Here is a 25,500-nt window from a genome sequence, read left to right as displayed (position 1 = left end):
GGGAGAAGAACACCGTATGACGAAGATTTTCGAAACGACCGAGGACTTCAAGCGCGACTACCGCGCGATGCTGATGGCCGAGGTCGGAAAGGACATCGACGCCGCCAAATCCGGCGAGCGCTACCGCGCCCTCGCCAAGCTGATCGCCTCGCGCGCCAATCGCCAGTTCGCGCTGTCGGACAGCGAGAACGGCAAGAGCGACCAGAAGAAGGTCTACTATTTCTCGCTCGAGTTCCTCATGGGTCCGCTGCTCGACAACTACTTGCTCAACTACGGCATCCGCGACATCGTCGAGGAAGGCCTCGACGAGATGGGCATCGATCTTGACGACCTGCTCCAGGAGGAGGGCGACCCGGGTCTGGGCAACGGCGGTCTCGGCCGTCTCGCCGCGTGCTTCCTCGACTCCATGGCCGCCGAGGGGATCCTCGGCTTCGGCAACGGCATGCGTTACCGCTACGGCCTGTTCAAGCAGGAGATCCGCGACGGCCGTCAGGTCGAGGTGACCGACAACTGGCTCGCCAAGGGCTATCCGTGGGAGACCAAGCATCCCGAGAGCCGCGTGATCGTACGCTTCGGCGGCGAGGTCGTGCGCCACGGCAACGAGGACGGCACCTTCAGCTTCGACGTCGAGGGCGGCGACCTCATCGAGGCGGTCCCCTACGACGTGCCCATCATCGGCTACGGCGGCAAGACCGTGAACCGCCTGCGCCTGTGGAGCGCCGAGCCGGCGGCGGCCGACTTCGACCTCGACGCGTTCAACGCGGGCGATTACGCCAAGGCCAACAAGTTCCGCACCGACGCCGAGGCCATCTCGGAGATCCTGTACCCCAACGACGCCGGCGAGCACGGCCGTATCCTGCGCCTCAAGCAGGAGTACCTGTTCGTCGCCGCGGGTCTGGCCTCGATCCTGCGCACCTACAAGGCCGACTACGGCACCGACGCGTGGGACCGCTTCCCCGAGCTCGTCGCCATCCACACCAACGACACCCATCCCGCCATGTGCGGCGCCGAGCTCATGCGCCTGCTCATGGACCAGGAGGGCCTGGATTGGGATACCGCGTGGGACATCGTCACGCGTTCGGTCTCCTACACCAACCACACCGTCCTGCCCGAGGCGCTCGAGAAATGGCCCATCGACACGTTCCGTCGCCTGCTGCCGCGCGTCTACATGATCATCGACGAGATCAACCGTCGCTTCATGGAGTCCTTCCCGCGCGATATCGACCACTGGCAGGATAAGCTGCGCAACACCGCCATCCTATGGGACGGCCAGGTGCGCATGGCGAACCTCTCGGTCATCTGCTCGCACTCCGTCAACGGCGTGGCCCAGCTGCACACCGACATCCTGAAGCGCGACACGCTCCACGACTTCTACGAGCTCACCCCCGAGAAGTTCAACAACAAGACCAACGGCATCTCGCCCCGCCGCTTCCTGGGCAACGCCAACCCCTGGCTGTCCCGCCTGATCACATCCAAGATCGGCGACGAGTGGTACCGCGACGCCTCGCAGCTCAAGCGCCTCGAGGCTTTCATCGACGACAACGAGTTTTTGGACGGCCTGGCCGCCGCCAAGCAGGAGAACAAGAAGCGCCTGGCCGCCTACGTCTCGCGCACCTGCGGCGTCGAGCTCGACGTCGACTCCATCTTCGACGTCCAGGTGAAGCGTTTCCACGCCTACAAGCGCCAGCTGCTCAACATCTTCAAGGTCATGCACATCTACAACCGCATGCTTGACGATCCCAACTACAAGCCCCACAAGGCCTCGTTCATCTTCTCGGGCAAGGCGGCGAGCGCCTACACCTTCGCCAAGGAGGTCATCCGCCTCATCAACTCCGTGGCCGATGTCATCAACAACGACGACCGCGTGAACGACTACATCAAGGTCGCGTTCATCCCCAACTTCGCGGTCTCCAACGCCCAGCTCATCTACCCCGCCACCGATATCTCCGAGCAGATCTCGACGGCCGGCAAGGAGGCGTCGGGCACCTCGAACATGAAGCTTATGATGAACGGCGCCATCACCCTCGGCACCCTCGACGGCGCCAACATCGAGATCGCCGAGCTCGCGGGCCTCGAGAACGAGAAGATCTTCGGTCTCAAGGAGAGCGAGGTCGAGGCGCTGCGCCACGGCAACTACTTCGCCTGGGACGTCTACAACAACGACCGCAACGGCGTGGGCCGCTGCGTCGATCAGCTGGTCGACGGCACCTTCGCCCGCCTGTCCGGCAACTTCGAGTCCATCCAGGCAGAGCTCATGAACAACAACGACTACGACTTCGTCCTCGCGGACTTCGCGAGCTACGTCCAGGCCTGGGACGAGCTCACGGCGGTCTACGACGACACGCGCACCTGGCAGAAGATGGCGCTCATGAACATCGCCAACTCCGGCCACTTCTCGTCCGACCGCACCATCCGCGAGTACCGCGACGAGATCTGGCACGCCTAGCGCGCACCGATGGCCTTAGCGGGCCGCGCGTCTCGGGGCATACGGGTGCGCGGCCCGACGATCGCATAGATAGGCAAGGTTTTAGCAACGGCACGGCAATGAAGGAGAATTCGATGAGTAAAAAAGAATGCATCGCTATGCTCCTCGCAGGAGGACAGGGAAGCAGATTGGGGGCGCTCACATCCAAGATCGCCAAGCCGGCGGTTTCGTTCGGCGGCAAGTACAGGATCATCGACTTTACGCTGTCGAACTGCGCGAACTCCGGTATCGACACGGTGGGCGTTCTGACGCAGTACCGTCCCTACCGTCTGCACGCGTACCTTGGATCGGGTTCCTCGTGGGATCTCGACGAGCGCGGTGGCGGCGTGTCCATCCTTCCGCCGTACGCCACGCAGGAAGGCGGCGCCTGGTACAACGGCACCGCCGACGCGGTGACGCAGAACCTCGACTACATCAAGTCGCACGACCCCGAGTACGTCTTGATCCTGTCCGGTGACGCGCTGTACCGCATGGACTACCGCGAGATGCTCGACAACCACATCAAGAACGGGGCGGACCTCACCATCGCCGTCATGCCCGTGCCTTGGGAGGACGCGAGCCGCTTCGGCATCCTGACCACGGATGACAACGACCGCATCACCAAGTTCACCGAGAAGCCCGAGAAGCCCGATTCGAACCTCGCGTCCATGGGCATCTACATCTTCACCGCCGACTTCCTGATCCAGGCGCTCGAGGAGGACGCGCTCGATCAGCGCTCCAGCCACGACTTCGGCGGCGACATCATCCCCAAGGCCCTCGCCGACGGCAAGCGCCTGTTCGTCCACAAGTTCCACGGGTACTGGAAGGACGTCGGCACCATCGCGAGCTACCACGAGACCAGCATGGGCCTGCTCGGCCAGAACCCCGAGTTCGACATCTACGACAACTCGGCGCCCATCATGAGCAACGACACGACGCGCCCGCCGCACTACATCGGCCCCAACGGCCGCGTCGACGACTGCCTGGTCTCCAACGGCTGCGAGATCTTCGGCACCGCGCGCCACTCCATCCTGTCCACGGACGCCGTGATCGAGGAGCGTGCCGTCGTCGAGGATTCCGTCCTGCTTCCCGGCGCCGTCGTCAAGAGCGGTGCCCATGTGGTCCGCGCCATCCTGGGTGAAAACGCCATCGTCGAGGAGGGCGTGAAGCTCGGTAGCGTCGACACGCAGAAGGACACCGCCGTCGTCGGAAACGACGTCGTCATCGGGAAGGGGGAATGATCCGATGATCAACAACAAGGCCATCGGTTACATAACAGCCAACTACACGGCGCTCAAGCAGGAGACCCTCCTGCAGAGCCGCCCCATCGCGTCGGTTCCCGTCATGGGACGCTACCGCCTGATCGACTTCCCGCTGTCCAACATGGCCAACGCGGGCATCAAGACGGTCGGTCTGGTCATGCCGGGTAACTACCGCTCCATCATCGACCACGTCGGCCACGGCAAGGACTGGGGCCTCGACCGCAAGCGCGGCGGCCTGTTCCCGCTGCCCGGCAACCCCTACGGCACCACCAAGGCCGGCATGCGCTTCCTGCTGCGCGACATCATCTCCAACAAGACGCTCTTCCAGCGTGCCAAGGAGCCCTACGTCGTGCTCATGGGGTCCAACATCATCTTCAACATGGACCTGAACGCCATCATCGACGCGCACGAGGCCAGCGGCGTGGGCATCACCATGGTCTACGTCAAGGCCGAGCGCGACCATGAGGACGCCTGCTCGCTCGTCATCGGCGACGCCGGCCGCGTCCAGCAGGTCCGCGAGGGCTGCAAGTACGGCGACAACAAGTTCGTCGACTGCTTCGTCATCAACCGTGAGCTGCTCCTCAAGATCATCGACCGCTACGCGTCGGCCGACTACCTCGACATCTTCGAGGCCATCGCCGGCGACTTCGCGCGTATCGATGTGTGCAGCTACGAGTTCAAGGGCCTCGCCGTCGGCATGTTCGACGAGGTCACCTACTACCAGCGCAGCATGGAGATGCTCGATCCGGTCATCAACAAGCAGCTCTTCGATAAGGATCGCCCGATCCTCACCAAGGCCCACGACGCGCCGCCGGCCAAGTACGCCGCCGGCTCGGTCGCCTGCAACTCGCGCATCTCCGCGGGCTGCGAGATCATGGGCACGGTCCGCAACTCGATCCTGTCCCGCGGCGTCATCGTCGAGTCCGGCGCGAACGTCGTGAACAGCATCATCATGCAGGGCGTCCACATCAAGACCGGCGCCCGCGTCGAGAACGCCATCATCGACAAGAACAACGTCGTGCCCGCCAACACCGAGCTGCGCGGTACGCCCGATGCGATCCTCTCCGTGGGAAAGGCGCCCATCACCGCGTAACGAACGTTACGAAATGACCCCTCGGCCACGCATTCGCGCATTTCGAGGTATCATTGAATCGCCGTCCGGCCCGCGCCGGGCGGCGATTTTGCCACTGAACGCTGAAGTAACAGGAGAGATTTTCCATGGCAAGAAAGCTTAACGTCGTGTTCGCGAGCGCCGAGGCGGCCCCCTTCGTCAAGACGGGTGGTCTGGGCGACGTCGCGGGTTCGCTGCCCGCCTACCTTGTCGCCGCCGGTGCCAACGTCATCGTCATGGTTCCGAAGTACTCCACCATCGCGCAGACCCATAAGGACCAGATGGAGCACGTCGGCCAGTTCTACGTGCCGCTGGGTTGGCGCAACGAGTACTGCGGCCTCGAGCGCCTGGTCTACGATGGCGTCACCTACCTGTTCCTGGACAACGAGCACTACTTCGACCGCAGCTATCCGTACGGCTTCTTCGATGACGGCGAGCGCTTCGCCTTCTTCTCCAAGGCCATCTGCGAGAGCCTGCAGTACCTGCCCGACGGCTTTATGTGCGACGTGCTCCACTGCAACGATTGGCACACCGCCATGGCCCCCGTGTTCCTGCGCGAGTTCTACATGGCCAACCCGATCTACCAGAACGTCAAGACCGTCTTCTCGATCCACAACATCGCCTTCCAGGGCCAGTTCACCGACATGCTGCTCGGCGACGTGCTCGGCCTGTCCCACATCGAGCCGGCCGTCCGTCAGCTGCGCTGCGACGAGCGCTCCATCAACTACATGCAGGGCGCGCTGAACTACACCGACGCCATCACGACCGTCTCCCCCACCTACGCGTGGGAGATCCGCACGCCGGAGTTCGGCGAGGGCCTCGACGGCGTGCTCCGTCGCCGCGAGAACATCCTGTCCGGTATCCTGAACGGTCTGGACACCAAGCGCAACGACCCGGCGACCGATGACCGCATCCACGCCAACTACACGGTCGAGGACCGCTCCGGCAAGGCTGCGTGCAAAGCCGCCCTTCAGGCCGAGCTGGGCCTCGAGGTCCGCGATGACCGTCCCCTCATGGTCATGGTCACGCGTCTCACCCGCCAGAAGGGTATGGACCTCGTCACCTACTCGCTCGACCGCATCCTGTCCGGCGGCGTCCAGGTGGCCGTGCTCGGCACCGGCGATGCCGAGTACGAGGAGGCGCTGCGCTACTTCGAGCGCACCTATCCGGGCAGCATGGCCGCGCGCATCGAGTTCGACCCGTTCCTCTCGCAGCGCATGTACTCCGGCGCCGACATGTTCCTCATGCCGTCGCTGTTCGAGCCCTGCGGTCTGTCCCAGATGATCGCCATGCGCTACGGCACCCTGCCCATCGTCCGCGAGACCGGCGGCCTCAAGGACACCGTCATCCCCTACAACATGTTCACCGGCGAGGGCACGGGCTTCACCTTCACCCACTTCAACGGCGACGAGATGGGCGATGCCGTCTTCCGCGCGGCCCGCACCTTCTGGGACGACAAGGACGCGTGGAACAAGCTCGTGGACAACGCGATGACCGCGGACTTCAGCTGGACGCGTTCCGCCGACCAGTACATGGACCTCTACTACGGCTTGCATCCCGAGCTCGAGCGCTACGTCCCTTTTGCGGCTGAGCCGGAGACCCCGGCGACCGACGACGAGCCCAAGGCCGAGCCCGCCAAGGCGGAGGAGAAGCCCGCCGCTGCCGATGAGGACAAGGCTGCCGATGCCGCGGTGAAGACCGCTGACGACGCGCCCGCGAAGGCCGAGCCGGCACCTGCCGAGTCCGCGGCGAAGAAGGCCGCGACCAAGGCGACCAAGACCGCCACGGCCAAGAAGCCCGCAGCCAAGAAGACGACCGCGACCAAGACCGCGACTGCCAAGACCGCGACCGCCAAGTCCACGGCCGCCAAGGCGACGACCGCGAAGACCACGGCTGCGAAGTCGACTGCCACCAAGGCCGCCGCGGCTACGAAGACCGCCGCTTCCAAGACGACGGCCAAGGCCGCTTCGACCAAGGCCGCAACGGCTACCGAGACGACTGCAGCGAAGGCCGAGACGACCACGAAGGCAACCACGACAACCAAGACGGCTGCGGCGAAGACCGCGACCGCCAAGGCGACCGCGACCAAGACCGCCAAGGCGACGAAGACGACCGCGACCAAGACGACCTCCGCGAAGGCCGCTGCCACCAAGACCACGGCGACGAAGACGACCGCGACCAAGGCGACTGCCGCCGCGAAGGAGACCGCAGTCGCCGAGAAGACGACGGCAGCCACGGCGACCGCGACCAAGACCGCTGCCGCCAAGACCACGGCGACGAAGGCGACTGCCGCCAAGAAGACGACGGCCAAGGCGACCGCCTCGACCGCGAAGACGACGGCAGCCAAGCCGGCGACCGCTGCCAAGGCGACCGAGACCGAGGAGAAGCCCGCCGCCCCGAAGGCGACCACCGTCTCCGCCGCCCGCAAGACGACGACGCGCAAGAAGCGCTAAGCCGCGCATCTTCGCAAACAGTACGTCCGAAACGGGGCGAGCTTCACGGCTCGCCCCGTTTTTCTTGGTGGCCAAAACCCGTACAGGCTTCCTGCAAACAGCTCTTGAGCTGCCATTACAGCCTCATACCATCCGAAAAATCGGCAATTGGTCGGCAACGGTCCGTAATCGTTCCCGCAAGTACGATAAAATTGCACCGATATGTGACTCTTTCGCCCAGACGACTCGGGTGCATCCCCGAGATGGGCGTATCGATAACGCAAGGAACACGCTATGAAACTTCGTCACAACAGCAGGCTTCCCCGATTCCGCTCCCCCTTCGGTGCGGTCGAAGTCGGAACGACCGTGACGCTTTCCCTCGAGGTCTACAAAGAGGATGCCGCCGGCATCACCTGCACGGTCCGCACGTGGGTAGACGGCGTCGGTGAGACGCTCTACCCCCTGATCGGTGACGGCGAGGGCATGTACTCCGCACAGATCTCCCTCGACGAGCCCCAGATCGTCTGGTACCACTTCATCGTCCGCACGAACGACGGCTTCGAGCTCCGCGTCGGCGCACCCCAGGGCGCCACGGGCGGCGAAGGCGTCACCTACGATTACGACAACGTACCGTCGTTCCAGATCTCGGTCTACAAGCATCGCGCCCAGCGCCCGACGTGGTACGAGCGCGGCATCGTCTACCAGATCTTCCCGGACCGCTACGCCCGCGACGAGGATTGGAAAGCCCGCGCGCTCGAGCGCCTCGCGCACCCGCGGCGTGGCTGCAACCAGCATATCGTGGAGGACTGGAGCACACCTCCCGTCTACGACCGCGACGAGACCGGCGATATCCGAAGCTGGGACTTCTACGGCGGGTCCCTCCGCGGCATCGAAGAGCACCTCCCCCATCTCGCCGAGATGGGCATCACCTCGATCTACCTCAACCCGATCTTCGAGGCGGCGAGCAACCATCGCTACGACACCGCCGATTACATGAAGATCGATCAGCTCCTCGGCACCGAGGAGGATTTCCGCAGGCTCTGCGCGACCGCGCGTGCGCATGGCATCTCGATCATCCTCGACGGCGTGTTCAACCACACCGGCAGCGATTCGATCTACTTCAACGCGTACGGCAACTATCCCGAGCCCGGCGCCTGGTCGGGCGACAAGGATTCCGAGTGGCGCGACGCCTTCCGCATCAACGACGACGGCACCTACGATTGCTGGTGGGGTGTGGGCAACATGCCCGCGGTGAACCAGCAGTCCCAGGCGATCCACGACCTTATTTTGGGCCCCAACGGCGTGATCCGCTACTGGCTGCGCGCCGGTGCCCGCGGCTGGCGCCTCGACGTGGCCGACGAGCTTTCCGACGAGATGCTCGACGGCATCAAGGCCGCCGCGACCGCGGAGAAAAGCGACGCGCTCGTGCTCGGCGAGGTCTGGGAGGACGCCTCCAACAAGATCGCCTACGGCAAGCTCCGTCACTACCTGCTCGGCGACCAGCTCGATTCGGCCATGAACTATCCCTTCCGCGATATGGTGCTCGGACTGCTCACCGGCGAGAACGACGGCTACACCGCCTACCATGCCGCCGAGGCGATCGAGTCGCTGCGCGAGAACTACCCGCGCGAGGCCCTCTTCTGCGCCCTCAACCTGCTGGGCAGCCACGATCGTCCCCGTATCGTCTCGGTGCTGGGCGGACTTCCCGATATCGACGCGCTCCCCGAGAACCAGCGCGGGTCCTGGCGCCTGTCCGACGATGCGCTCGGCCTCGCCAAGAGCCGCTTTTGGCTCGCCTCCCTCATCCAGATGACCTTCGCCGGCGTGCCGTCCATCTACTACGGCGACGAGGCCGGCGTGCAGGGGCTGACCGACCCCGGCAACCGCGCCACCTATCCGTGGGGTCACGAGGACACCGACTTCTTCAACATGGTCCGCGACACGGTGGCGCTGCGTCGCACGCTCCCGCTGTTCGTCACCGGCGATATCGAGGCGCGCGCTTTGAACGACGACGTCCTCATGTACACGAGGCGCGGCGAAGACGGACAGCGTGCGAGCATCGTCGTGAACCGCAGCCTGGATAAGCGACATGTGGTGTCCATCCCCTTCGAGGGCGAGATGGGTATCGACGTGATCGGCGGCGCCGACCTGGTCAGACGTGATGACGGTACGGCCGAGGTGGCGCTATGGCCGCTCGGCAGCGCCGTCGCCTACTTCCACGATGTCGAACGGCTCCAAAAGCCGCTCGACCGCGGCTGGGGCGTCGTATGCCACATCACCTCGGTCCCCAACGGGGATCGTCCCGGCACGCTCGGTGAGCCCGCCAAGCGCTTCATCGACCACCTCGTCGACATGGGCGCCCGTTACTGGCAGGTCCTGCCGGTCAACCCGACCGACGCATACGGCTCGCCCTACGCGGGCCCCTCGGCCTTCGCCGGCAACATGGCGCTGCTCGAGGAGGATGCCGACCAGCTGCGAGGCGAGTTCGCGGACTTCTTCGCCGGCGGCGGCGAAGACGACCCCGACTACCTCGCGTTCCTCGAACGCAACGAGGTCTGGCTCGACCCGTACTGCGCCTTCATGGCCGTCAAGGACGCCTCCCGCGGTGCCAGCCGTCACCGGTGGCCGCGCGCCTACGCCCACTACGACGTGCGCATCCTCGATGACGCCCGCTTCATCGAGAACGGACGCTTCCATGCGTTCACGCAGTACCGCTTCGATATCGAATGGCGCGAGCTGCTCGCCTATGCCCACGAGCGTGGCATCGAGATCATCGGCGACATCCCCATCTACGTCTCCGACGACTCCGCCGACGCCTGGAGCGAGCCTGAGATGTTCTCGCTGTCGGCATACGGCATGCCGACCGAGATCGCCGGCACGCCGCCCGATCGGTTCTCCGAGACCGGCCAGGTGTGGGGCAACCCCACCTATCGGTGGGACCATATGCGCGCCGACGGCTATACCTGGTGGATCGAACGGCTCCGCCGGTCGTTGGCGCTCTACGACCGCGTGCGCCTCGATCATTTCCTGGGCTTCCAGTCGTACTTCAGCATCCCCGCCGGCAAGGACGGCAGCGCCGGGCGCTGGCTGCCCGGACCGGGTATCGAGCTGTTCGAGCGCGCCAAGCGCGAGTTCGGACCCCTCCCCTTCATCGCCGAGGACCTGGGCTACCTCACGCCCGCGGTACGCGCCCTGACGGCGTCTTGCGGCTTCCCGGGCATGGACGTGCTCGAGTTCGAGGACTACGACATCCGCGACGGCGTGCGTCCCGGTGCCGAGAAGATCGTCTACACCTCGACGCACGACACCTCGACGCTCGTCGGCTGGACGTCGGCGCGCTGGGCGGCCGACAAGACGACCGACGAGCAGATCGAGCTCGCGAAGGACATCGCCAAGCTCGCCTTCGAAAGCGCCGCCGATGTGGTCATGATGCCGCTGCAGGACGTGCTGCTGCTCGATGACGACGCGCGCATGAACGTCCCCGGCACGACCGAGGGCAACTGGTCGTGGCAGGCCGACGAGGAGGCCATCGAGCGCTCCTGCGCCTGGATCCGCGAACTCGGAAATGCGACGGGACGAAGCGCGGGCAAGGCGTAAGATCCGTCGCAGCGCGATCACGGCGCGCGACTCGGGGCCTCATGTGGAAACGCGTGCGGATGCGTTTGCATCGCAGGGGGTTTCGGGTACAGTATGCAAGGTTGAACAATCCCCCGCCGCTCGCCCGGCGGGGGTCTGAGCAAAGTGGAATTCGAGGTATCCGATGGCACGTTACGATTACCGCTGCACGTCGTGCGGCTCCGTCTTCGAGGTCGAGCACGGCATGCTCGAGCGCCCCGACGTCACCTGTCCCGACTGCGGCAGCCCCGCGGAAAAGGTCTTCAGCCCGAGCGGCATCGAGTTCAAGGGATCGGGCTTCTACAACACCGACCAGCGCGGCGGAAGCTCCAGCACCGCGGCGACCTCCGGCAGCTCCGCGTCCACGGACGCCCCGCACTCCTGCGAGAACTGCCCGCATAAGGACAATTAGAGGATTCGAACGCGCGCCGCAACGGGCTGTGACGACCCTATCGGACGCGCACGAGACGGGCACAAAAATGCCCGTCGAACGACCCCGACGAAGGCGCAGATTGGAAACATCCATCTGCGTCTTCATTCGTTTGGAGGCATCCCGCCGCCCCCGCGAAGCCGGCGAGCTGGAATATAGCGGCATCGGAAACCGGGACGAGCCGGAAAGCCGATCCTTCGGCGGTATTCAAAAACGCCTCGACGACCGCCTTGTTTTCGGACGAAAGCACCGAACAGGTCGCATAGAGCAGCTCGCCGCCCTCGCCCACGCGCGACGCCGCCTGACGCAGCAACGCCAACTGCAAGGCAGGCAGCGCATGCCGCACATCCTCGGTCGTGAGACGCCAGGCGATCTCGGCGTGGCGGCGCATCGTGCCCGTACCCGAACACGGAGCGTCGACGAACACCGTATCGAACCGGCGGTGATCGTCCGCATCGCCGAACACGGCATCGAGGTCGCAGCCGTCGCCATGGACCGTGTCGATACCGACGAAGCCCGCGCGCGCAAGGCGGTCGGCATTCGCCCGGCATCGGCGCTCCGAAAGATCGAGGGCGACATGAGCGCGACGATACCCCGCGCGAACGGCCTGCGAGCACATCACGAAGCTCTTGGTGCCGCGACCCGCACCGATCTCGAGGCAGGTGCCCGGACGCGTCGCCGCGGTCGCGATCAGCTGCGCATGACGGTCCGACACGACGGCGTCCGCCCGCGCGAGCACGTCGTCGCGGCCGATCGAGGCGCCCTCGACGCCGATACGGCAACCCGGCAGCACGTCGGCGGCACCCGAAACGGCATCGGCAGCGCCCTCCACGCGAGGATTGAGGTGCAGGGCGAGCGGCGCAGGCTCGAGCGCCGAGGCGAGCAGGCCGTCGGCGCGCGGACCGAGTGACGCCCGCAGCTCGAGCACGAGCCAGACCGGCAGACCGGACCGACGTGCGCACGCGACGACCTCACGGTGTTCGACATTGGCATCTTCCGCCGCAAGAAACGCCTCGCGGCCTTCTGCGACGCGCCGCAGCACGGCGTTGGCCAAGCCGGCGGCACGACGAGCGACGGAGCGCACGAGCTCGACACCTTGGCTTACGGCGACCTCGGTCGGCGTATCCAGGTAGAGGATCTCGAACGCCGCGACGCGCAGTGCCCATCGGACACGAGGCGCCACCTTCTTCGGCTGGTCCAGCTGTGCGTTGAGCGCATCATCGAGCACGCCGACCGCAGACGTCACCCCGAGCACGAGCCGCAAGGCAAGTGCACGGTCACGGGAATCGAGGTGTGCGGTGGCGTCAAGACGATCGAGCCGCTCACGCGCATACGCCGCGGCATCGGAATCCGCGAGAACGCTCAGCGCAGCCGCGCGGGCACACGACAGGGTACTCACGAGAGCAATCCCCACGTACCCTGTTTATCGCGCAGGCCGGCAGCCCATGCGCTCGCATCCATGGCGCGCTTGCCGTCGGGCTTGAGGGAGACGACCTCCAGGACGCCCTCCGCGCAGCCCAGCAGCACGCGGCGACCCGATACGCTATAGGTGCCCTGCTCGACCGCGACGTCGTCGAGGACCTCGGTCGAAAGGATGCGCACGGGCTTGTCGGCGACCGCGCAGCGCGCCGGCGCCGCATCCGAGGAGGCGAGCACACGTCGAGCGTTATCCGTCGCCGGCATGGCGGGGTCGAGCCTCATCTCGCTCTTCTCGATCTTGGCCGCATGGGTCACCAGGCGCTCGTCCTGCTCGGTCCACACGGCGGATCCGTCGGCGAGCGTCGGCAGCACGGAGACGAGCAGCGAGCCGCCTAGCTCCGCGAGCTCGGCGGTCAGCTCGTCGGCGGTCTTACCGGGCACCGAACAGCTCGCCTGCGCGCAGAAGGCACCGGTATCGACGCCGTGCCCGATCCGCATGATGGAGACGCCGGTACGCTCGTCGCCGGCGAGGATGCAGCGCTGGATCGGGGCGGCACCGCGCCAGCGCGGCAGCAGCGAGGCGTGGACGTTCACGCACCCCAGAGGCGCCATGGTCAGCACCTCGTCGGGCAGGATGCACCCGTAGGCCGCGACGCAGAACACGTCGGCATGCGCCGCGGCGAGCGCGTCGAGCACCTCGGGCGTGATGCGCTTGGCCTCGAGCACCGGCAGACCGAGCTCGAGCGCGGCGACCTTGACGGGCGACGGCTCGAGCTTCCTGCCGCGGCTGCGCACCGCATCCGGGCGCGTGAGCACGAGTGCGACCTCGTGCTCGGCGGCAAGGTGCTTTAACGACGGCACCGCGAAGGCGGGCGTTCCCATAAACACGACGCGCATGGCGCGCTCCTCTCCTTTGGTGGGGCCGGATTCTTCGGCAGCTCCGTCGGAGCGATCGTGCATCCGACGGGACAACCAGGCGGCGGACGCGACTACTCGGTATCGCCGGGCTTCGCTCCGCGGGCACGCGCCTGCTGGTACTCGCGCATGGCATGCATGCGTGCGGAGGGCTCCAGGCGCTCGAACATCGTGATGCCGTGGAGATGGTCGATCTCGTGCTGGAGGCACACGCACATCAGATCGCCGCTCGCCTCGTAGCGGATGAGGTCGGCGTTCAGGTCGTACGCCTCGACGACCACGTGGTCCGGACGCTCGATCTCGACGTTGATGCCGGGGATGGACAGGCAGCCCTCGTTATACGGGACGAGGGTGTCGGAGGTCTCCACGATCCGCGGGTTGATGAGCACGTAGGGATCGTAATCCTTCTCGCTCGTGTAATCGGTGTCGATCACGACGAGCTGGATCAGCTCGCCGACCTGCGGCGCCGCCAAGCCGCATCCGCCGTTCTCGATCATCTGGCGCTTCATGCGCTCGGCGAGCTTGACGATATGGCCGTCGATCTCCTCGATCTCGGCGCACTCCTGACGCAGCCGCGGATCGGGCGAAAGCACGATGCCGTTGAGTTCCATGGTTATCCTTTCGAATCTTCTCGTTGCTCAATCCCATCTATTGTATCCGCCCACGGATGCTTTCATGCGCGAGATGTGGGGGTGAGCCTGCCCAGCGCACCCATCGCGCATGACGCGACGCGATCTCACATGAGGTCATAGGCGTCGACGTCGACGCTGACGCTGATGCCCTGCTGTGAACCGATGTCGGAAAGCGCCCTCGACACGATCGAGGACACGTCGAAGCCGAGCGGCGTCTTGATGATGAAGTGGTGCCGGAACCGATCCTTGGCGCGCTCGATGACGCAGGCGGTGGGGCCAAGGATCTGCGGCCGCTCCGATTCGGGCAGCGCGGCGCAGGATGCGTCGAGCCCCTCGCCCACACGGCGCGCGAGCGCACCGATATACGCCTGGACGCGATCGGCGCGCGCACCGCGCACCAGCACGTTGGTCAGGCGGACATACGGCGGATAGCAGGCATCGAGGCGCTGGACGGCATCGTGCTCGGTGAAGATCGAACGATCGTGGGCCGCCACCGCGCGGATCACCGGGTCGTCGGGCAGGTAGGTCTGGATGATGACGCGACCCGGGTCCTTGCCACGGCCGGCACGTCCGGCGACCTGCTCCAGCAAGTCGTAGGCGCGCTCCTGAGCTCGGAAATCGGGCATCTTGAGCGCGTAGTCGGCCAACACGACGCCCACGAGCGTGACCTCGGGGAAATCCAGGCCCTTCGCGATCATCTGCGTGCCCAGCAGCACGGCGCAATCCGCCGCGTCGAACTCCTCGAGCAGGCGCTTGTGCGCGTCCTTTCCGCGCGTGGAGTCGGCATCCATGCGGATGACGGCGACGTCGTCGGGCAGCATGGCGAGAAGCGCATCCTCGATCTGCTGCGTGCCCATGCCCATCTTGGCCAGATAGCGGCTGCCGCATTTGGGACAGGCGCTGCCGGGGGCCGGATAGGGCCGCACATGGTAGACGGCACCGCAGGTATGGCACTCGAGCGTATGCGTGCGCTCGTGGTAGGTCAGCGCCGTCGAGCAGTGTTTGCAGGTGGGCACGCAGCCGCACTCGCGGCACATGAGGAAGGGGGCGAACCCGCGCCGGTTGTGCAGCAGGACCGCTTTCTCGCGGCGCTCGACGACCTCCATGAGGGCATCGTGCAACGGGCGGGAGAATATGGAGCGTGCCCCGCTCGAGAACTCGCGCCTAAGATCCGCCACGATGATCGTGGGCAGCGTCGCATGGCCGGGACGCTCGGGCATCTCGACGCGACTCCATCGCTGGCCGAGGTACTCCCCCGCCCGGCAGCGCGACAGCGATTCAGCCGAGGGCGTGGCGGTCCCAAGCACGAGCGGGAACCCACCCACCCGGGTCATCTGCGCCGCGACCTCGCGCGCGTGGTAGCGCGGACTGGACCCCTGCTTGTAGGACTGCTCGTGTTCCTCGTCGATCACGATGAGACCGAGGTTCGACAGCGGGCAGAACAGCGCCGAGCGCGCGCCCACGACGACGCGCGCGGCACCGCTACGGACCATATCCCACTGGTCGAGCCGCTCACCTGCCGAAAGGCGCGAATGGAACACCGCGACCGAGGCGCCGAAGCGGCTGCGGAAGCGACCGACCGTCTGAGCGGTGAGCGAGATCTCGGGAACGAGCACGCACGCGCTCTTCCCCTGCGCCAGCACGCGCTCGATGGCGGCGAGGTAGACCTCGGTCTTGCCCGAGCCCGTCACGCCGTCGACGAGAATGACGTCACCGGCGTTATCGTCGAGCGCGCGCCCGATGGCGTCGAGCGCCGCACGCTGTCCCGCGGTGAGCTGTCGCGGAGCCGAGGCACGGGCCGAGGACAGCGTCGTGTCCTCATCGCACCCGCGCCACGCACGCCGTTCATCGACGCGGACGACACCCTTGCGCTCGAGCGCGCGGACAGCCGCCGACATATCGGTGTAGAGCAGGTTGAGTTCGCGCGTCGTCACCGGACCGTACGACAGCGCCTCGATGAGCTGCCGCTGCCGCGTCGCCCGGGCCGACGGCTCGAAATCGGCCGCCGCGGGCGTGAGCGACACCACGCGCTCGTGGACCTCGGGCGTCGCGGCGCGCTCAAGCCGATAGGAGCCGTCCTCACCTTTGAGCAGCCGCGGCGTTCCACCGGGTGGCAGGAACAGACGGACACACTCGGCGAGCGGGGCCACGTACTCGCGGCTCATCCAAAACGAGATGGGCCCGAACAGGTCCGAACACGACGGCGGCGCGAGCACCGCATCGATCGGACGGACGCGGGACGCCTCGAGGCTCTCGGTGCCGGGCAGCGCGGCCAGCGTATCCGCGAGCGCCACCACGTATCCCAGCGCGGGCCGATGGCCGAAGGCGACGAGCACCGTGCAGCCGACCGCCATGTCGTCGGCAAGCGACGACGGGATGGCATAGGCGAACGGCTCGGACAGCGCGCGGGCGGGGATATCGACGATGACGGAGGCAAACGAAGCGGGTGCCAGGGCGACACCGGCGTCATCGAGCGGAGACGTTTCGGCAGCCACGCTGGCACCCCCTCAGGTTGAATTCATATGATGCTCGACCGCACCGGATCGCTCGCCCGAGCAGCCGTGGTCGTTTTCCAGACGGCGCTACGCGATGCCGCAGGCGGCGCGCAGCTCGTCGGTACGGTCGGTGCGCTCCCAGGTGAAATCCTCGTCCTCGCGGCCGAAATGCCCGTAGGCGGCCGTCTTCTCGAAGATGGGGCGACGCAGGTCCAGATCGCGGATGATCGCGCCGGGACGCAGGTCGAAGACCTGCTCGATCGCCTGCTCGATCCGCTCGACCGGCACGTGCTCGGTACCGAACGTGTCGACCATGAGCGACAGCGGATGGGCCACGCCGATGGCGTAGGCGAACTGCACCTCGCAGCGATCGGCAAGACCGGCGGCGACCACGTTTTTGGCGACCCAGCGCGCCGCATAGGCGGCGGAACGGTCGACCTTGGTGCAATCCTTGCCGGAGAAGGCGCCGCCACCGTGACGGCCCATGCCGCCGTAGGTGTCGACGATGATCTTCCTGCCGGTCAGGCCGGTATCACCCATCGGGCCGCCCACGACGAAGCGCCCGGTCGGGTTGACGTAGATGGTCGCGTCGCGCCAGGCGATGCCCTCGGCGTCCATCACCGGGGCGATGACATGCTCGATGAGGTCGGCGGAGATGTGCTCCATGGACTCGACCTCGGGCGCATGTTGCGTGGAGATGACGATGGTCTCGACGGCGACGGGACGATCGTCCTCATAGCGCACCGTCACCTGCGTCTTGCCGTCGGGCCGCAGGTAGGGCAAGGTCCCGTCATGGCGCACCTCGGCCAAGCGCTCGGCCAGGCGGCTCGCAAGGTAATGGGGCATGGGCATGAGCGTCGAGGTCTCGTTCGACGCATAGCCGAACATCATGCCCTGGTCGCCCGCGCCGATCAGGTCGAGCGGATCGACCGCGCCGCGCTGCGCGTCGTAGGACTCGTCGACACCCTGTGCGATATCGGGGCTCTGCTCGTGGATCATGTTGATGACGCCGCAGGTCTCGGAGTCGAAGCCGAACTTCGCGCGCGTATAGCCGATGCGCTCGATGACGCGACGGGCGATCTTCTGGACGTCGACGTAGGCCTGGCAGCGGATCTCGCCGGACACGATCACCGAACCGGTGGTGACGAGCGTCTCGCAGGCGCAACGGACGTTTTCGAGCTTGGCGGGAACGCCCTTGTGATCGGTGTAACCCTGGGCCTCGAGCTTGGCCTCCTTGGCGAGGATAGCGTCGAGGACGGCATCCGAGATCTGGTCGGCGATCTTATCGGGATGGCCCTCGGTGACCGATTCGGACGTGAACACATAGATGCGCGTATCGCGCGTGGAACGAGTCTGATCTGGCATGATGCCCCTTTCGTGATCCATGGCCCGACGACCGTTACCATTCCGTCGGACCGCAAACGTTTCGACATTGTATACCCCGTGGGACGCACGCCGCCGCACGCGACCGCTCCTCTGCCAAAGCAGCACAGGATCCCATGGTGCAGATGGGTTGGTTGGGGACGTGTTCGCTCCAACCCATGTGGCTCAACTTTGGGGTGCAGATGGGGATGAATCCCATCCATCCCCTGTATGACGCGTACCGAATGTGGAAGGAAAAACCGAAACGTGTTCACGGTTCGGTTTTGACGGCACACTTCGAGTATGCCACCTACGGACACCTTCGCTACCTGCAGGTTTCATGAAGAGAAACGCTTGTCTACTCGGACAACCCCCGTAAAACCGAACCGTAAACCCAAAACCTGATTCCGGCGACGGAGCCGACATATGCGCAGGCCGAGAATGCAATATAAGATATTGCATCCTCGGTTATCGAATCCGTGATGGGACGAGCCGCGCGCTAGGAAACGTCCGACGAGAACGCACGCTCAGGGTGCACGGTGCGGCGTGCCACGGTGCGCGCGACGGCGACGACGATCGCCACGATGGAGAGCGCGGCTAGCAGCATCCATGCCACGTCCACGCCACGGCCCGTACCCGCGATGAGCGAACGAAGCGCCTGCGAGACGACGGGAATGGGCAACACGTCACCCAACGCGGCGAAGATGCCGCCGGACAACGGCACGGGAAGCACCGCGCCGGCGCAGAGCAGCTGCACGACGAGCAGCGCGGCGAACACCCACGCGAGCCAACGGCCGCATATCAGGCGCAACGCGCAGGCGAGCAGGGCAAACGACGCGCCGGTCGCCAACAGCATCCCGGCGAACGCGATGGGCTCGGACGGCGATACGCCGACCGCGACCGACACGACCGCGACGATGATCGCCTGGATGACTCCCACGACCAGGTAGGTGGCGAGCTTGGCGACCGCACTGCGCGCCCCCGACCCCGCCGCCACCGCGCGCATGTCGCACGCCGGTAGCGAGCAACCGGTCAGGCATGCCCCGACCCACAACGTCGCGGCGGCGAACGCGGCGGCCACGGCCGCGGCCGAAGACGTCTCGTGGATGCGCGTCGAGGTGATGGAGACGGGACTCGCGGCGACTTCGGCGCGGTCCTCGCGCTGGTCGGCAAGGTCGGATAGCTCCTCAGCCGCATCGGCGGTCGCCTCGTTGATCTGCGAGGAGGCCTCTTTGAGCTGCTGAGCGCCCTCGCCGAGCTGTGTTGTCGCCTGCGCCATGGCACCGAGTCCCGAGCCGAGACCGGATGTGCCGGATGCGACCCCGTCGAGCGCCGCGGCAAGGGTGGTGTTCACCGCGGCGAGCTGGTCCGCCCCGCTCGCGACCGGTGACATGGCGGCATCGAGCGCACCGATGCCCGTGGCGATGCCGGAGACGCCCTGCCCGATGGCGCCGTCCGCGGAAAGCTGCGACGCGAGCAGGCTCACGCCCTGCCCGCTCGCCTGGAGCGCCGGACCCATCTGCTCGAGCGCGGCCTGTGCGGCGTAGATGCCCATGACCGCATCGGATGCGGGCTCCACCGCCTGCACGGCAAGATCGGACAGATCGTCGGCCGCCGAAGTCGCCTGCTCCGACGCGTGCTCATACGTATCGACGGCATCCTGCAGCTGCCCGCGGGCATCATCGGACGCGGCGAGCTGGTCGGAAGCGCTCCCCGCAGCCTCGCTGAGCCCGCGAGCGCTCTCGGCGGCCGAGGACGCCTGCTCGGACAGCGCCGCCGTACCGTCGGCAAGCCGGGTCATATCGCTCGTGAACGACTCGATGAGCTGGAGCTGCTCGGCAGTCGCCTCCTCGCCCGCCGCGTAGGCCTGCGCGAGCTGCTGCTGCATGGCGGGATCGGCCCACGTCGCGGCCGTCTGCGCGACGCCGGCAGCGCTTTGGGCGAGCCCGGGAGCGGCCGCGTCGTCGCTCGAAAGCGAGGTCGCGAGCTCGTCGGCACCCGTCTGCACGGCATCGATCGAATCGCGCGAGCCCTCGACCGACGATCCCACCGCCTGCGCGGCGGCAAGCGCATCAGCGGAAGCGTCGGACATCGTCTGCAAGGCGCCGGCAAGCGACTCGGCCGGCTCCGCCATCGACACACCCAGGCTCCCCAGGGCGGCAAGGTCCTCGTCGTCGAGCGCCAGCTGTTCGGCGAGCGCGGTCAACTGCTCGCCCATGGCGCCCACGCCGTCTCCCATGCCGACCAGCTGGTCGGCGACGGCATCGAGCCCTTCGCCGAGCGTCTCGGCACCCTCGCCGAGCGGCGTCAGCGCCTGCTGCTGGATCTGGGTGAGGCCCGCGCCGAGCGCCGCGGTACCGGCACCTGTCGCCTCGACGCCATCCGCTATCTGTCCAAGACCGCTGCCGAGCTGGTCGGCACCGGACGCCGTCTGCTCCAGCCCCTCGGCGATCGCATCCGACCCCTGTGTGAGGGCGTCGTAGCCCTCGTCGAGCATCACGGCGCCATCGCTGGTCAAGGTGAGCGTGGTCGCCTTTCCCTGTACGTCGGATAGGACCGAGATGAGGTAATCCTCCCCCAGCGAGGCGCGCAGCCGGGCCTGCGCCTGGCGCAAGACGGCGCTACCCGCGGTCGTCGCCAGCACGTTCTCGCTCCCGGTCGAGACGAGCTCGACGGTCGCCTTCTGCGGGTCGTCGCCCTCCAGGCTCATGACCTTCTCGGAGTAGTCGGCGGGCACCTTGAGCACGAGCGCGTAGGTGCCGTCCTCAAGGCCGGCGTCGGCCGTCTGCTCGTCGACGACGTCCCACGTCAGCGTATCGGTATCCGTCAGCTCGTCGACCAGGCGCTCGCCTTCGCGCACCGTGCCGCCGTTGCTGCCGGCGGCACCCTCGTCGAGGTTCACCACCGCGACGGGGATGCGCTCCGAACCCTCGAGCGCCGGGGCGAGGCCGGCGATCAGGACGACGGCGAGCACCGCGGGCACGAAGAGCGCGAGCAGCAGCCGACGCGACGAGCGCGAGCCGCTGATCGAGGCGACCAGCGTGCGGATCGAAAATGCTATCCGGTTCATGCGTCGACCTCCCCCTCATCCGTGCTTGCCATCTTCAGATGCGCCGGACGCGGCGCACGCGACCGTCGCAGCCGTTCGGCCGCGTCGATATCGAGGGGATAGACCCGCGTGAACGCGTCGCACGCATCGGTCTCGCCCGTCGCCACGACCGCACAGGCCCCGCGTTCGGCGCAATATGCGCGCAGCAGCCCCATGGTCTCACGGATATCGGCGAGCGACGCGCCGTCGAGGAAGGGGTCGTTCAGGTCGAACGTAGCGAGCCGGACGCCGCCCGCACACGCAAGCGCCGCCGAAAGACGCGCGCGCGCCGCCGGATCGAGCACGGCGAGCGTTCGGTCGGCATGGGTCGCCAGCCCGAACGCCGAAAGATAGTCGAGCACATCCGTCGAGCGATCGCCGCGATAGGCGCATTCCCGCGCGACCGCCTGTTCGACGGTCAGCGCGACATCGACGTCGAACAGACCGGTGAAGACGCCCACGCCCGCGAATCCGCGCGGCAGCGAGGGGGCCCGCAGCGACCGCCGAGCGCGGCGCGCGAGCTCGACACCGTCGACCGCAAGCGAGCCTGACGTCGGATGGACGAGCCCCGCGCAGGCAAGTACCGCATCGCGCGATGCGGCGGTATCGACCGAGACGAGTGCCACGACATCGCCCGGACACACCTCGAAGGAGGCGAACTCGAAGGAGCGATAACCCGCCGCCCCGTAGGATGCGTCACGCGCGACCACGATCGGCGAAGGCTCGTCGGTATGGAACATATCGTTTGGAAGCACGGAACCTCCCAAGGATGGAAATCGGTGTGCTCAACACCATATACCCAATTCCGCGTCGCGAACGGCAAATGTGCATCAATGGCTAAGTCGCGCCGTACGGATCGTGCGCTCACGGCACACTGGTATAATGCGATCGATCCATACGAACCGAACCCATGAGGAGCATTTCATGACCTCTGACGTCCGCGTGCGTTTCGCGCCCTCGCCCACCGGCAAGCTTCACATCGGCGGCGCCCGCACCGCCATCTACAACTGGGCGTTCGCCCGCGCCAACCACGGCACGTTCATCCTGCGCATCGACGATACCGACCCCACCCGCTCCACCGCGGAGAACACCCAGGTCATCCTGCGCGCCATGCGCTGGCTCGGCCTCGATTGGGACGAGGGTCCCGAGGTCGGCGGCGCATACGGCCCCTATGCGCAGACCGAGCGCCTGGATATGTACCGCGAGGCCGCCGAGCGCCTGCTCGCCGAGGGCCGTGCCTATCCGTGCTTCTGCACACCCGCCCAACTCGAGGCCGACCGCGAGGAGGCGCGCGCCCGCAAGGATCCCTTCCAGGGCTACCAGCGCCGCTGCCGCAACATCCCCGCCGACGAGGCGCGTGCCCGCATGGAGGCCGGCGAGCCCTACACGATCCGCATCAAGGTTCCCGAGGATCGCGGCGACGTGGTGATCGACGACGCGGTGCACGGCCGCGTGGTCTTCGATGCCAAGGAGCTCGACGACTTCGTGATCTTCCGCTCCGACGGCACCCCCACCTACAACTTCGCCACCGTGGTCGACGACGCCGCCATGGGTATCACGCATGTCATCCGCGGCGACGACCACCTGTCCAACACGCCGCGCCAGGTCATGGTCTACGAGGCGCTGGGCGCGCCCGTCCCCACCTTCGCGCATATCTCCATGATCTTGGGCGCCGACGGCAAGAAGCTCTCCAAGCGCCACGGCGCCACGAGCGTCGAGGAGTACCGCGATGCCGGCTACCTGTCCGACGCATTCGTGAACTACCTGTCGCTGCTCGGTTGGTCGCTCGACGGCGAGACCACGATCATCCCGCGCGACGTGCTCGCGAGCCGCTTCTCGCTCGACCGCATCTCCAAGAATCCCGCGACCTTCGACCCCGCCAAGCTCGACTGGATGAACGCCGAGTACATCAACGCGATGGACGACGATACGTTCGTCGAGCAGATCGTGATCCCGCAGCTCGCCGCCGCCGGCAAGGAGGTCGTGCGCGGTTCGCACACCGACGCCTGGTGGAGCCTGCTCGCCTCCATCGTGCGCCCCCGCACCAAGATGCCGGCCGATGCCGCCCAGGTCGCCGCGCCGATCTTCGCCTCCGCCAAGACGCTCGCCTATGACGAGAAGTCCGTCGCCAAGGGCCTTGCCAAGGAGGGCATGGGCACCGTGCTCGACGCCGCGCGCGTGGCGCTCGGCACGCTGGCCGCCGACGACTGGACGGCAGCCAACATCGACGCCGCCTTGGAGCCGCTTCCCGATGCGCTCGAGCTCAAGAAGCGCATCGTGTTCCAGGCGATCCGCGTGGCGGAGTGCGGCAACATGGTGAGCCCCCCGCTCGGCGAGACGATGCAGCTTATCGGCCGCGACGACTGCCTGGCGCGCATCGACCGCGCCCGCGACCTCGCCATGTAAAATAACCCCAGGGGTTTTTCGACATGCGACATGCAGAAGCCCGCCTTCGAGGATTCGAAGGCGGGCTTCGTCGTTTCATCGGTACGATAGACGGCCCCGGTCGCGCGAAGCGGGAAGCTACTGCTCGGTGCCGCCGGTGGTGCCGACGATGTCGCCGTGCTCGACCTCCACGCAGGCCTCGATCGCAAGCGTCAGGCCCTCGACCATGGTGTCAATCGGCATCGAGGGCGTGCCGTCGCCCAGGCGAGCGGCCTGCTCGGTGGCATACGGGACGTGGATGAAGCCGCCGCGCATCTCGGGGTAGTCGGTCGCGCACAGATGCAGCACCGTGTAGAGCATCTCGTTGCAGCAATAGGTTCCCGCGGTGTACGACACGACGGCGGGAACGCCCGCGGCGCGCATCTTATCGACCATCGCATGGACCGGCAGCAATGTGAAGTACGCGTCCGGACCGCCCTCGACGATCGGCTGTGCGAGCGGCTGGTTGCCGTCGTTGTCGGGGATGCGAGCGTGCGCGTAGTTGATACCCACGAACTCCGGCGTGATGTGCGTGCGTCCACCCGCCTGCCCGATGCACAGGCAGACGTCTGGCTTGTGCTCGGCAACAGCCTCGCGCAGCACCTCGCCGTCGCGACCGAACACCACGGGCAGCTCGGCGGTGACCACCTGCGCGCCGGCGATGGTATCGGGAAGACGGCGCACCGCCTCGAGCGCAGGGTTCATGCTCTCGCCGCCGAACGGCTGGAAACCGGTAACCAAGATCTTCATCGTCTGTCCTTTCACGAGATCCGCCTCACCTGACGGATGTGTACCCACGGAGAGCCCCCGCCATCGCCTTGCCATACAAATCGGCCCCGCTGCACGCATGCGCTCCAGCGGGGCCGACGCGCGCCCTGCGATGGTGGCGGGCGCGGTTACGCCATGACGATCATGTAGACGATCTGCACCGCGAGCATCACGAGCGCGATGGGGATCTGTTTTTTGATGACGCCGTTCCTGTCCTTCATATCGAGGATCGCCACCGGCACCATGTTGAAGTTCGCCGCCATGGGCGTGCACAGCGTTCCGCAATAGCCGCAGGTGAGAGCGACGCTGCCGACGACGACCGGATCGGCGCCGAGTGCGAGCACGAACGGCGCGCCCACGCCCACGGTCATGACGGTGATGGCCGCGAAGGCGTTGCCCATGACCATGGTGAACACCGCCATGCCGACCGCGTAGACGACGATACCGACCACGAGGTTACCCTCGGGGATGACCGACGACACGAGCCCGGAGATGACCTCGCCCACGCCCGCCGCGGTGAACACCGCGCCCAGGCCGGCGAGCAGGATCGGCAGCAACGAGAGCGGCCCCACGGCATCGAGCATGCGGCGAGCGTCGTTCAAAAAGACCGTCGGGGTGTTCTTCTTGGAGTACGCGCGCAGGATGAACGCCGCCGCCAGCACGCCCACGCCGATACCCACGAGCGAGCTGATGGGTGTGAACAGGGCGAACGCCAGCGCGAACACGCCGATGCACAGCGCCGGCACGAAGATCTTCATGCCGATGCTGCGATAGTTGCCCACCATCTCGCCCTCGTCGGGGTCCTTACCCGAACCGGGGGCGACGCGCTTGAGGATAGCCGGAATGACCATCACGATCACGAGCGCACCGGTGATCTCGCTGGGAATCCAGGGGCCGACGATGAACAGGAAGCCGAGCAGCAGCCAGAACACCGCCGAGCCGACACGGTGCTCGTTGCCCGCGTCGTTCAGGTTCTTCCAGCCCGTATACAGCGCGACGATGCCGTTGACCACGTAGAAGATCTCGAGCAGCTTATCGGAGAGCGTGACGTCGCCGCTCATGAGGTAGTCGATGGGATTCATG

General features: G+C 66.5%; 16 protein-coding genes. 7 read left to right on the top strand and 9 right to left on the bottom strand.

Going from position 1 to position 25,500, the window contains the following annotated elements; translation table 11 throughout:
- Positions 1–16 precede the first annotated feature (16 nt).
- From I6E04_RS00155 to I6E04_RS00130, 6 genes are all read left to right on the top strand, one after another.
- Positions 17–2,446, top strand: a complete 2,430-nt coding sequence (locus tag I6E04_RS00155; protein ID WP_235421037.1) for a glycogen/starch/alpha-glucan phosphorylase — start codon at positions 17–19, stop codon at positions 2,444–2,446.
- A 113-nt stretch (positions 2,447–2,559) separates the two neighbouring features.
- On the top strand, positions 2,560–3,705 hold the full coding sequence (locus I6E04_RS00150) for a glucose-1-phosphate adenylyltransferase (RefSeq protein ID WP_235421036.1): 1,146 nt from the start codon (positions 2,560–2,562) through the stop codon (positions 3,703–3,705).
- Positions 3,706–3,709: 4 nt separating this feature from the next.
- Positions 3,710–4,819 carry a glucose-1-phosphate adenylyltransferase subunit GlgD gene (gene glgD / locus I6E04_RS00145; RefSeq protein ID WP_235421034.1) on the top strand — a complete coding sequence of 370 codons (1,110 nt, stop codon included), beginning with the start codon at positions 3,710–3,712 and terminating at the stop codon, positions 4,817–4,819.
- Between the two features lie 125 nt (positions 4,820–4,944).
- A complete protein-coding gene (gene glgA / locus I6E04_RS00140; RefSeq protein WP_235421033.1) occupies positions 4,945–7,290 on the top strand; it encodes a glycogen synthase GlgA in 2,346 nt (781 codons plus the stop codon).
- Between the two features lie 273 nt (positions 7,291–7,563).
- The gene (locus tag I6E04_RS00135; RefSeq protein ID WP_235421032.1) at positions 7,564–10,866 is read left to right on the top strand and encodes a 4-alpha-glucanotransferase; all 3,303 of its coding nucleotides are present in this window, start codon (positions 7,564–7,566) and stop codon (positions 10,864–10,866) included.
- A 163-nt stretch (positions 10,867–11,029) separates the two neighbouring features.
- Complete coding sequence (locus I6E04_RS00130; RefSeq protein ID WP_235421031.1) at positions 11,030–11,296, top strand: FmdB family zinc ribbon protein; 267 nt, start codon at positions 11,030–11,032, stop codon at positions 11,294–11,296.
- Positions 11,297–11,333: 37 nt separating this feature from the next.
- On the opposite strand, the gene I6E04_RS00125 is transcribed toward I6E04_RS00130, so the two are convergent.
- From I6E04_RS00125 to I6E04_RS00095, 7 genes are all read right to left on the bottom strand, one after another.
- Positions 11,334–12,713 (bottom strand): RsmB/NOP family class I SAM-dependent RNA methyltransferase, encoded by a 1,380-nt coding sequence (locus I6E04_RS00125; RefSeq protein WP_235421030.1) that lies wholly within the window; start codon positions 12,711–12,713, stop codon positions 11,334–11,336.
- The gene (fmt, locus tag I6E04_RS00120) at positions 12,710–13,630 is read right to left on the bottom strand and encodes a methionyl-tRNA formyltransferase (RefSeq protein WP_235421027.1); all 921 of its coding nucleotides are present in this window, start codon (positions 13,628–13,630) and stop codon (positions 12,710–12,712) included. Before fmt ends, I6E04_RS00125 begins: the two co-directional genes overlap by 4 nt.
- 92 nt (positions 13,631–13,722) lie before the next feature.
- Entirely contained in the window at positions 13,723–14,259 is a 537-nt protein-coding gene (gene def / locus I6E04_RS00115) for a peptide deformylase (RefSeq protein WP_235421026.1), read from the bottom strand.
- Positions 14,260–14,384: 125 nt separating this feature from the next.
- Positions 14,385–16,775 carry a replication restart helicase PriA gene (gene priA / locus I6E04_RS00110; protein WP_235421025.1) on the bottom strand — a complete coding sequence of 797 codons (2,391 nt, stop codon included), beginning with the start codon at positions 16,773–16,775 and terminating at the stop codon, positions 14,385–14,387.
- 87 nt (positions 16,776–16,862) lie between these two features.
- Complete coding sequence (gene metK, locus I6E04_RS00105) at positions 16,863–18,140, bottom strand: methionine adenosyltransferase (protein WP_235421024.1); 1,278 nt, start codon at positions 18,138–18,140, stop codon at positions 16,863–16,865.
- 496 nt (positions 18,141–18,636) lie between these two features.
- Positions 18,637–21,207 carry a YhgE/Pip family protein gene (locus I6E04_RS00100; protein ID WP_235421023.1) on the bottom strand — a complete coding sequence of 857 codons (2,571 nt, stop codon included), beginning with the start codon at positions 21,205–21,207 and terminating at the stop codon, positions 18,637–18,639.
- Positions 21,204–21,980, bottom strand: a complete 777-nt coding sequence (locus tag I6E04_RS00095; protein ID WP_235421022.1) for a hypothetical protein — start codon at positions 21,978–21,980, stop codon at positions 21,204–21,206. Before I6E04_RS00095 ends, I6E04_RS00100 begins: the two co-directional genes overlap by 4 nt.
- Before the next feature lie 169 nt (positions 21,981–22,149).
- Between I6E04_RS00095 and gltX the strand changes: the two genes are divergently transcribed.
- A complete protein-coding gene (gene gltX, locus I6E04_RS00090) occupies positions 22,150–23,631 on the top strand; it encodes a glutamate--tRNA ligase (RefSeq protein ID WP_235421021.1) in 1,482 nt (493 codons plus the stop codon).
- Between the two features lie 117 nt (positions 23,632–23,748).
- On the opposite strand, the gene pcp is transcribed toward gltX, so the two are convergent.
- Together pcp and I6E04_RS00080 are read right to left on the bottom strand one after the other, a co-directional pair.
- On the bottom strand, positions 23,749–24,399 hold the full coding sequence (gene pcp / locus I6E04_RS00085) for a pyroglutamyl-peptidase I (protein ID WP_235421020.1): 651 nt from the start codon (positions 24,397–24,399) through the stop codon (positions 23,749–23,751).
- 146 nt (positions 24,400–24,545) lie between these two features.
- Positions 24,546–25,499 (bottom strand): DUF979 domain-containing protein, encoded by a 954-nt coding sequence (locus tag I6E04_RS00080; RefSeq protein ID WP_235421019.1) that lies wholly within the window; start codon positions 25,497–25,499, stop codon positions 24,546–24,548.
- Position 25,500 lies beyond the last annotated feature (1 nt).

It is taken from the genome of Collinsella tanakaei (assembly GCF_021531055.1).
Taxonomy (GTDB): domain Bacteria; phylum Actinomycetota; class Coriobacteriia; order Coriobacteriales; family Coriobacteriaceae; genus Collinsella; species Collinsella tanakaei_B.
The sequence above is the reverse complement of the archived record's forward strand: the minus strand, read 5'-3'. Positions and strand labels throughout refer to the sequence as shown.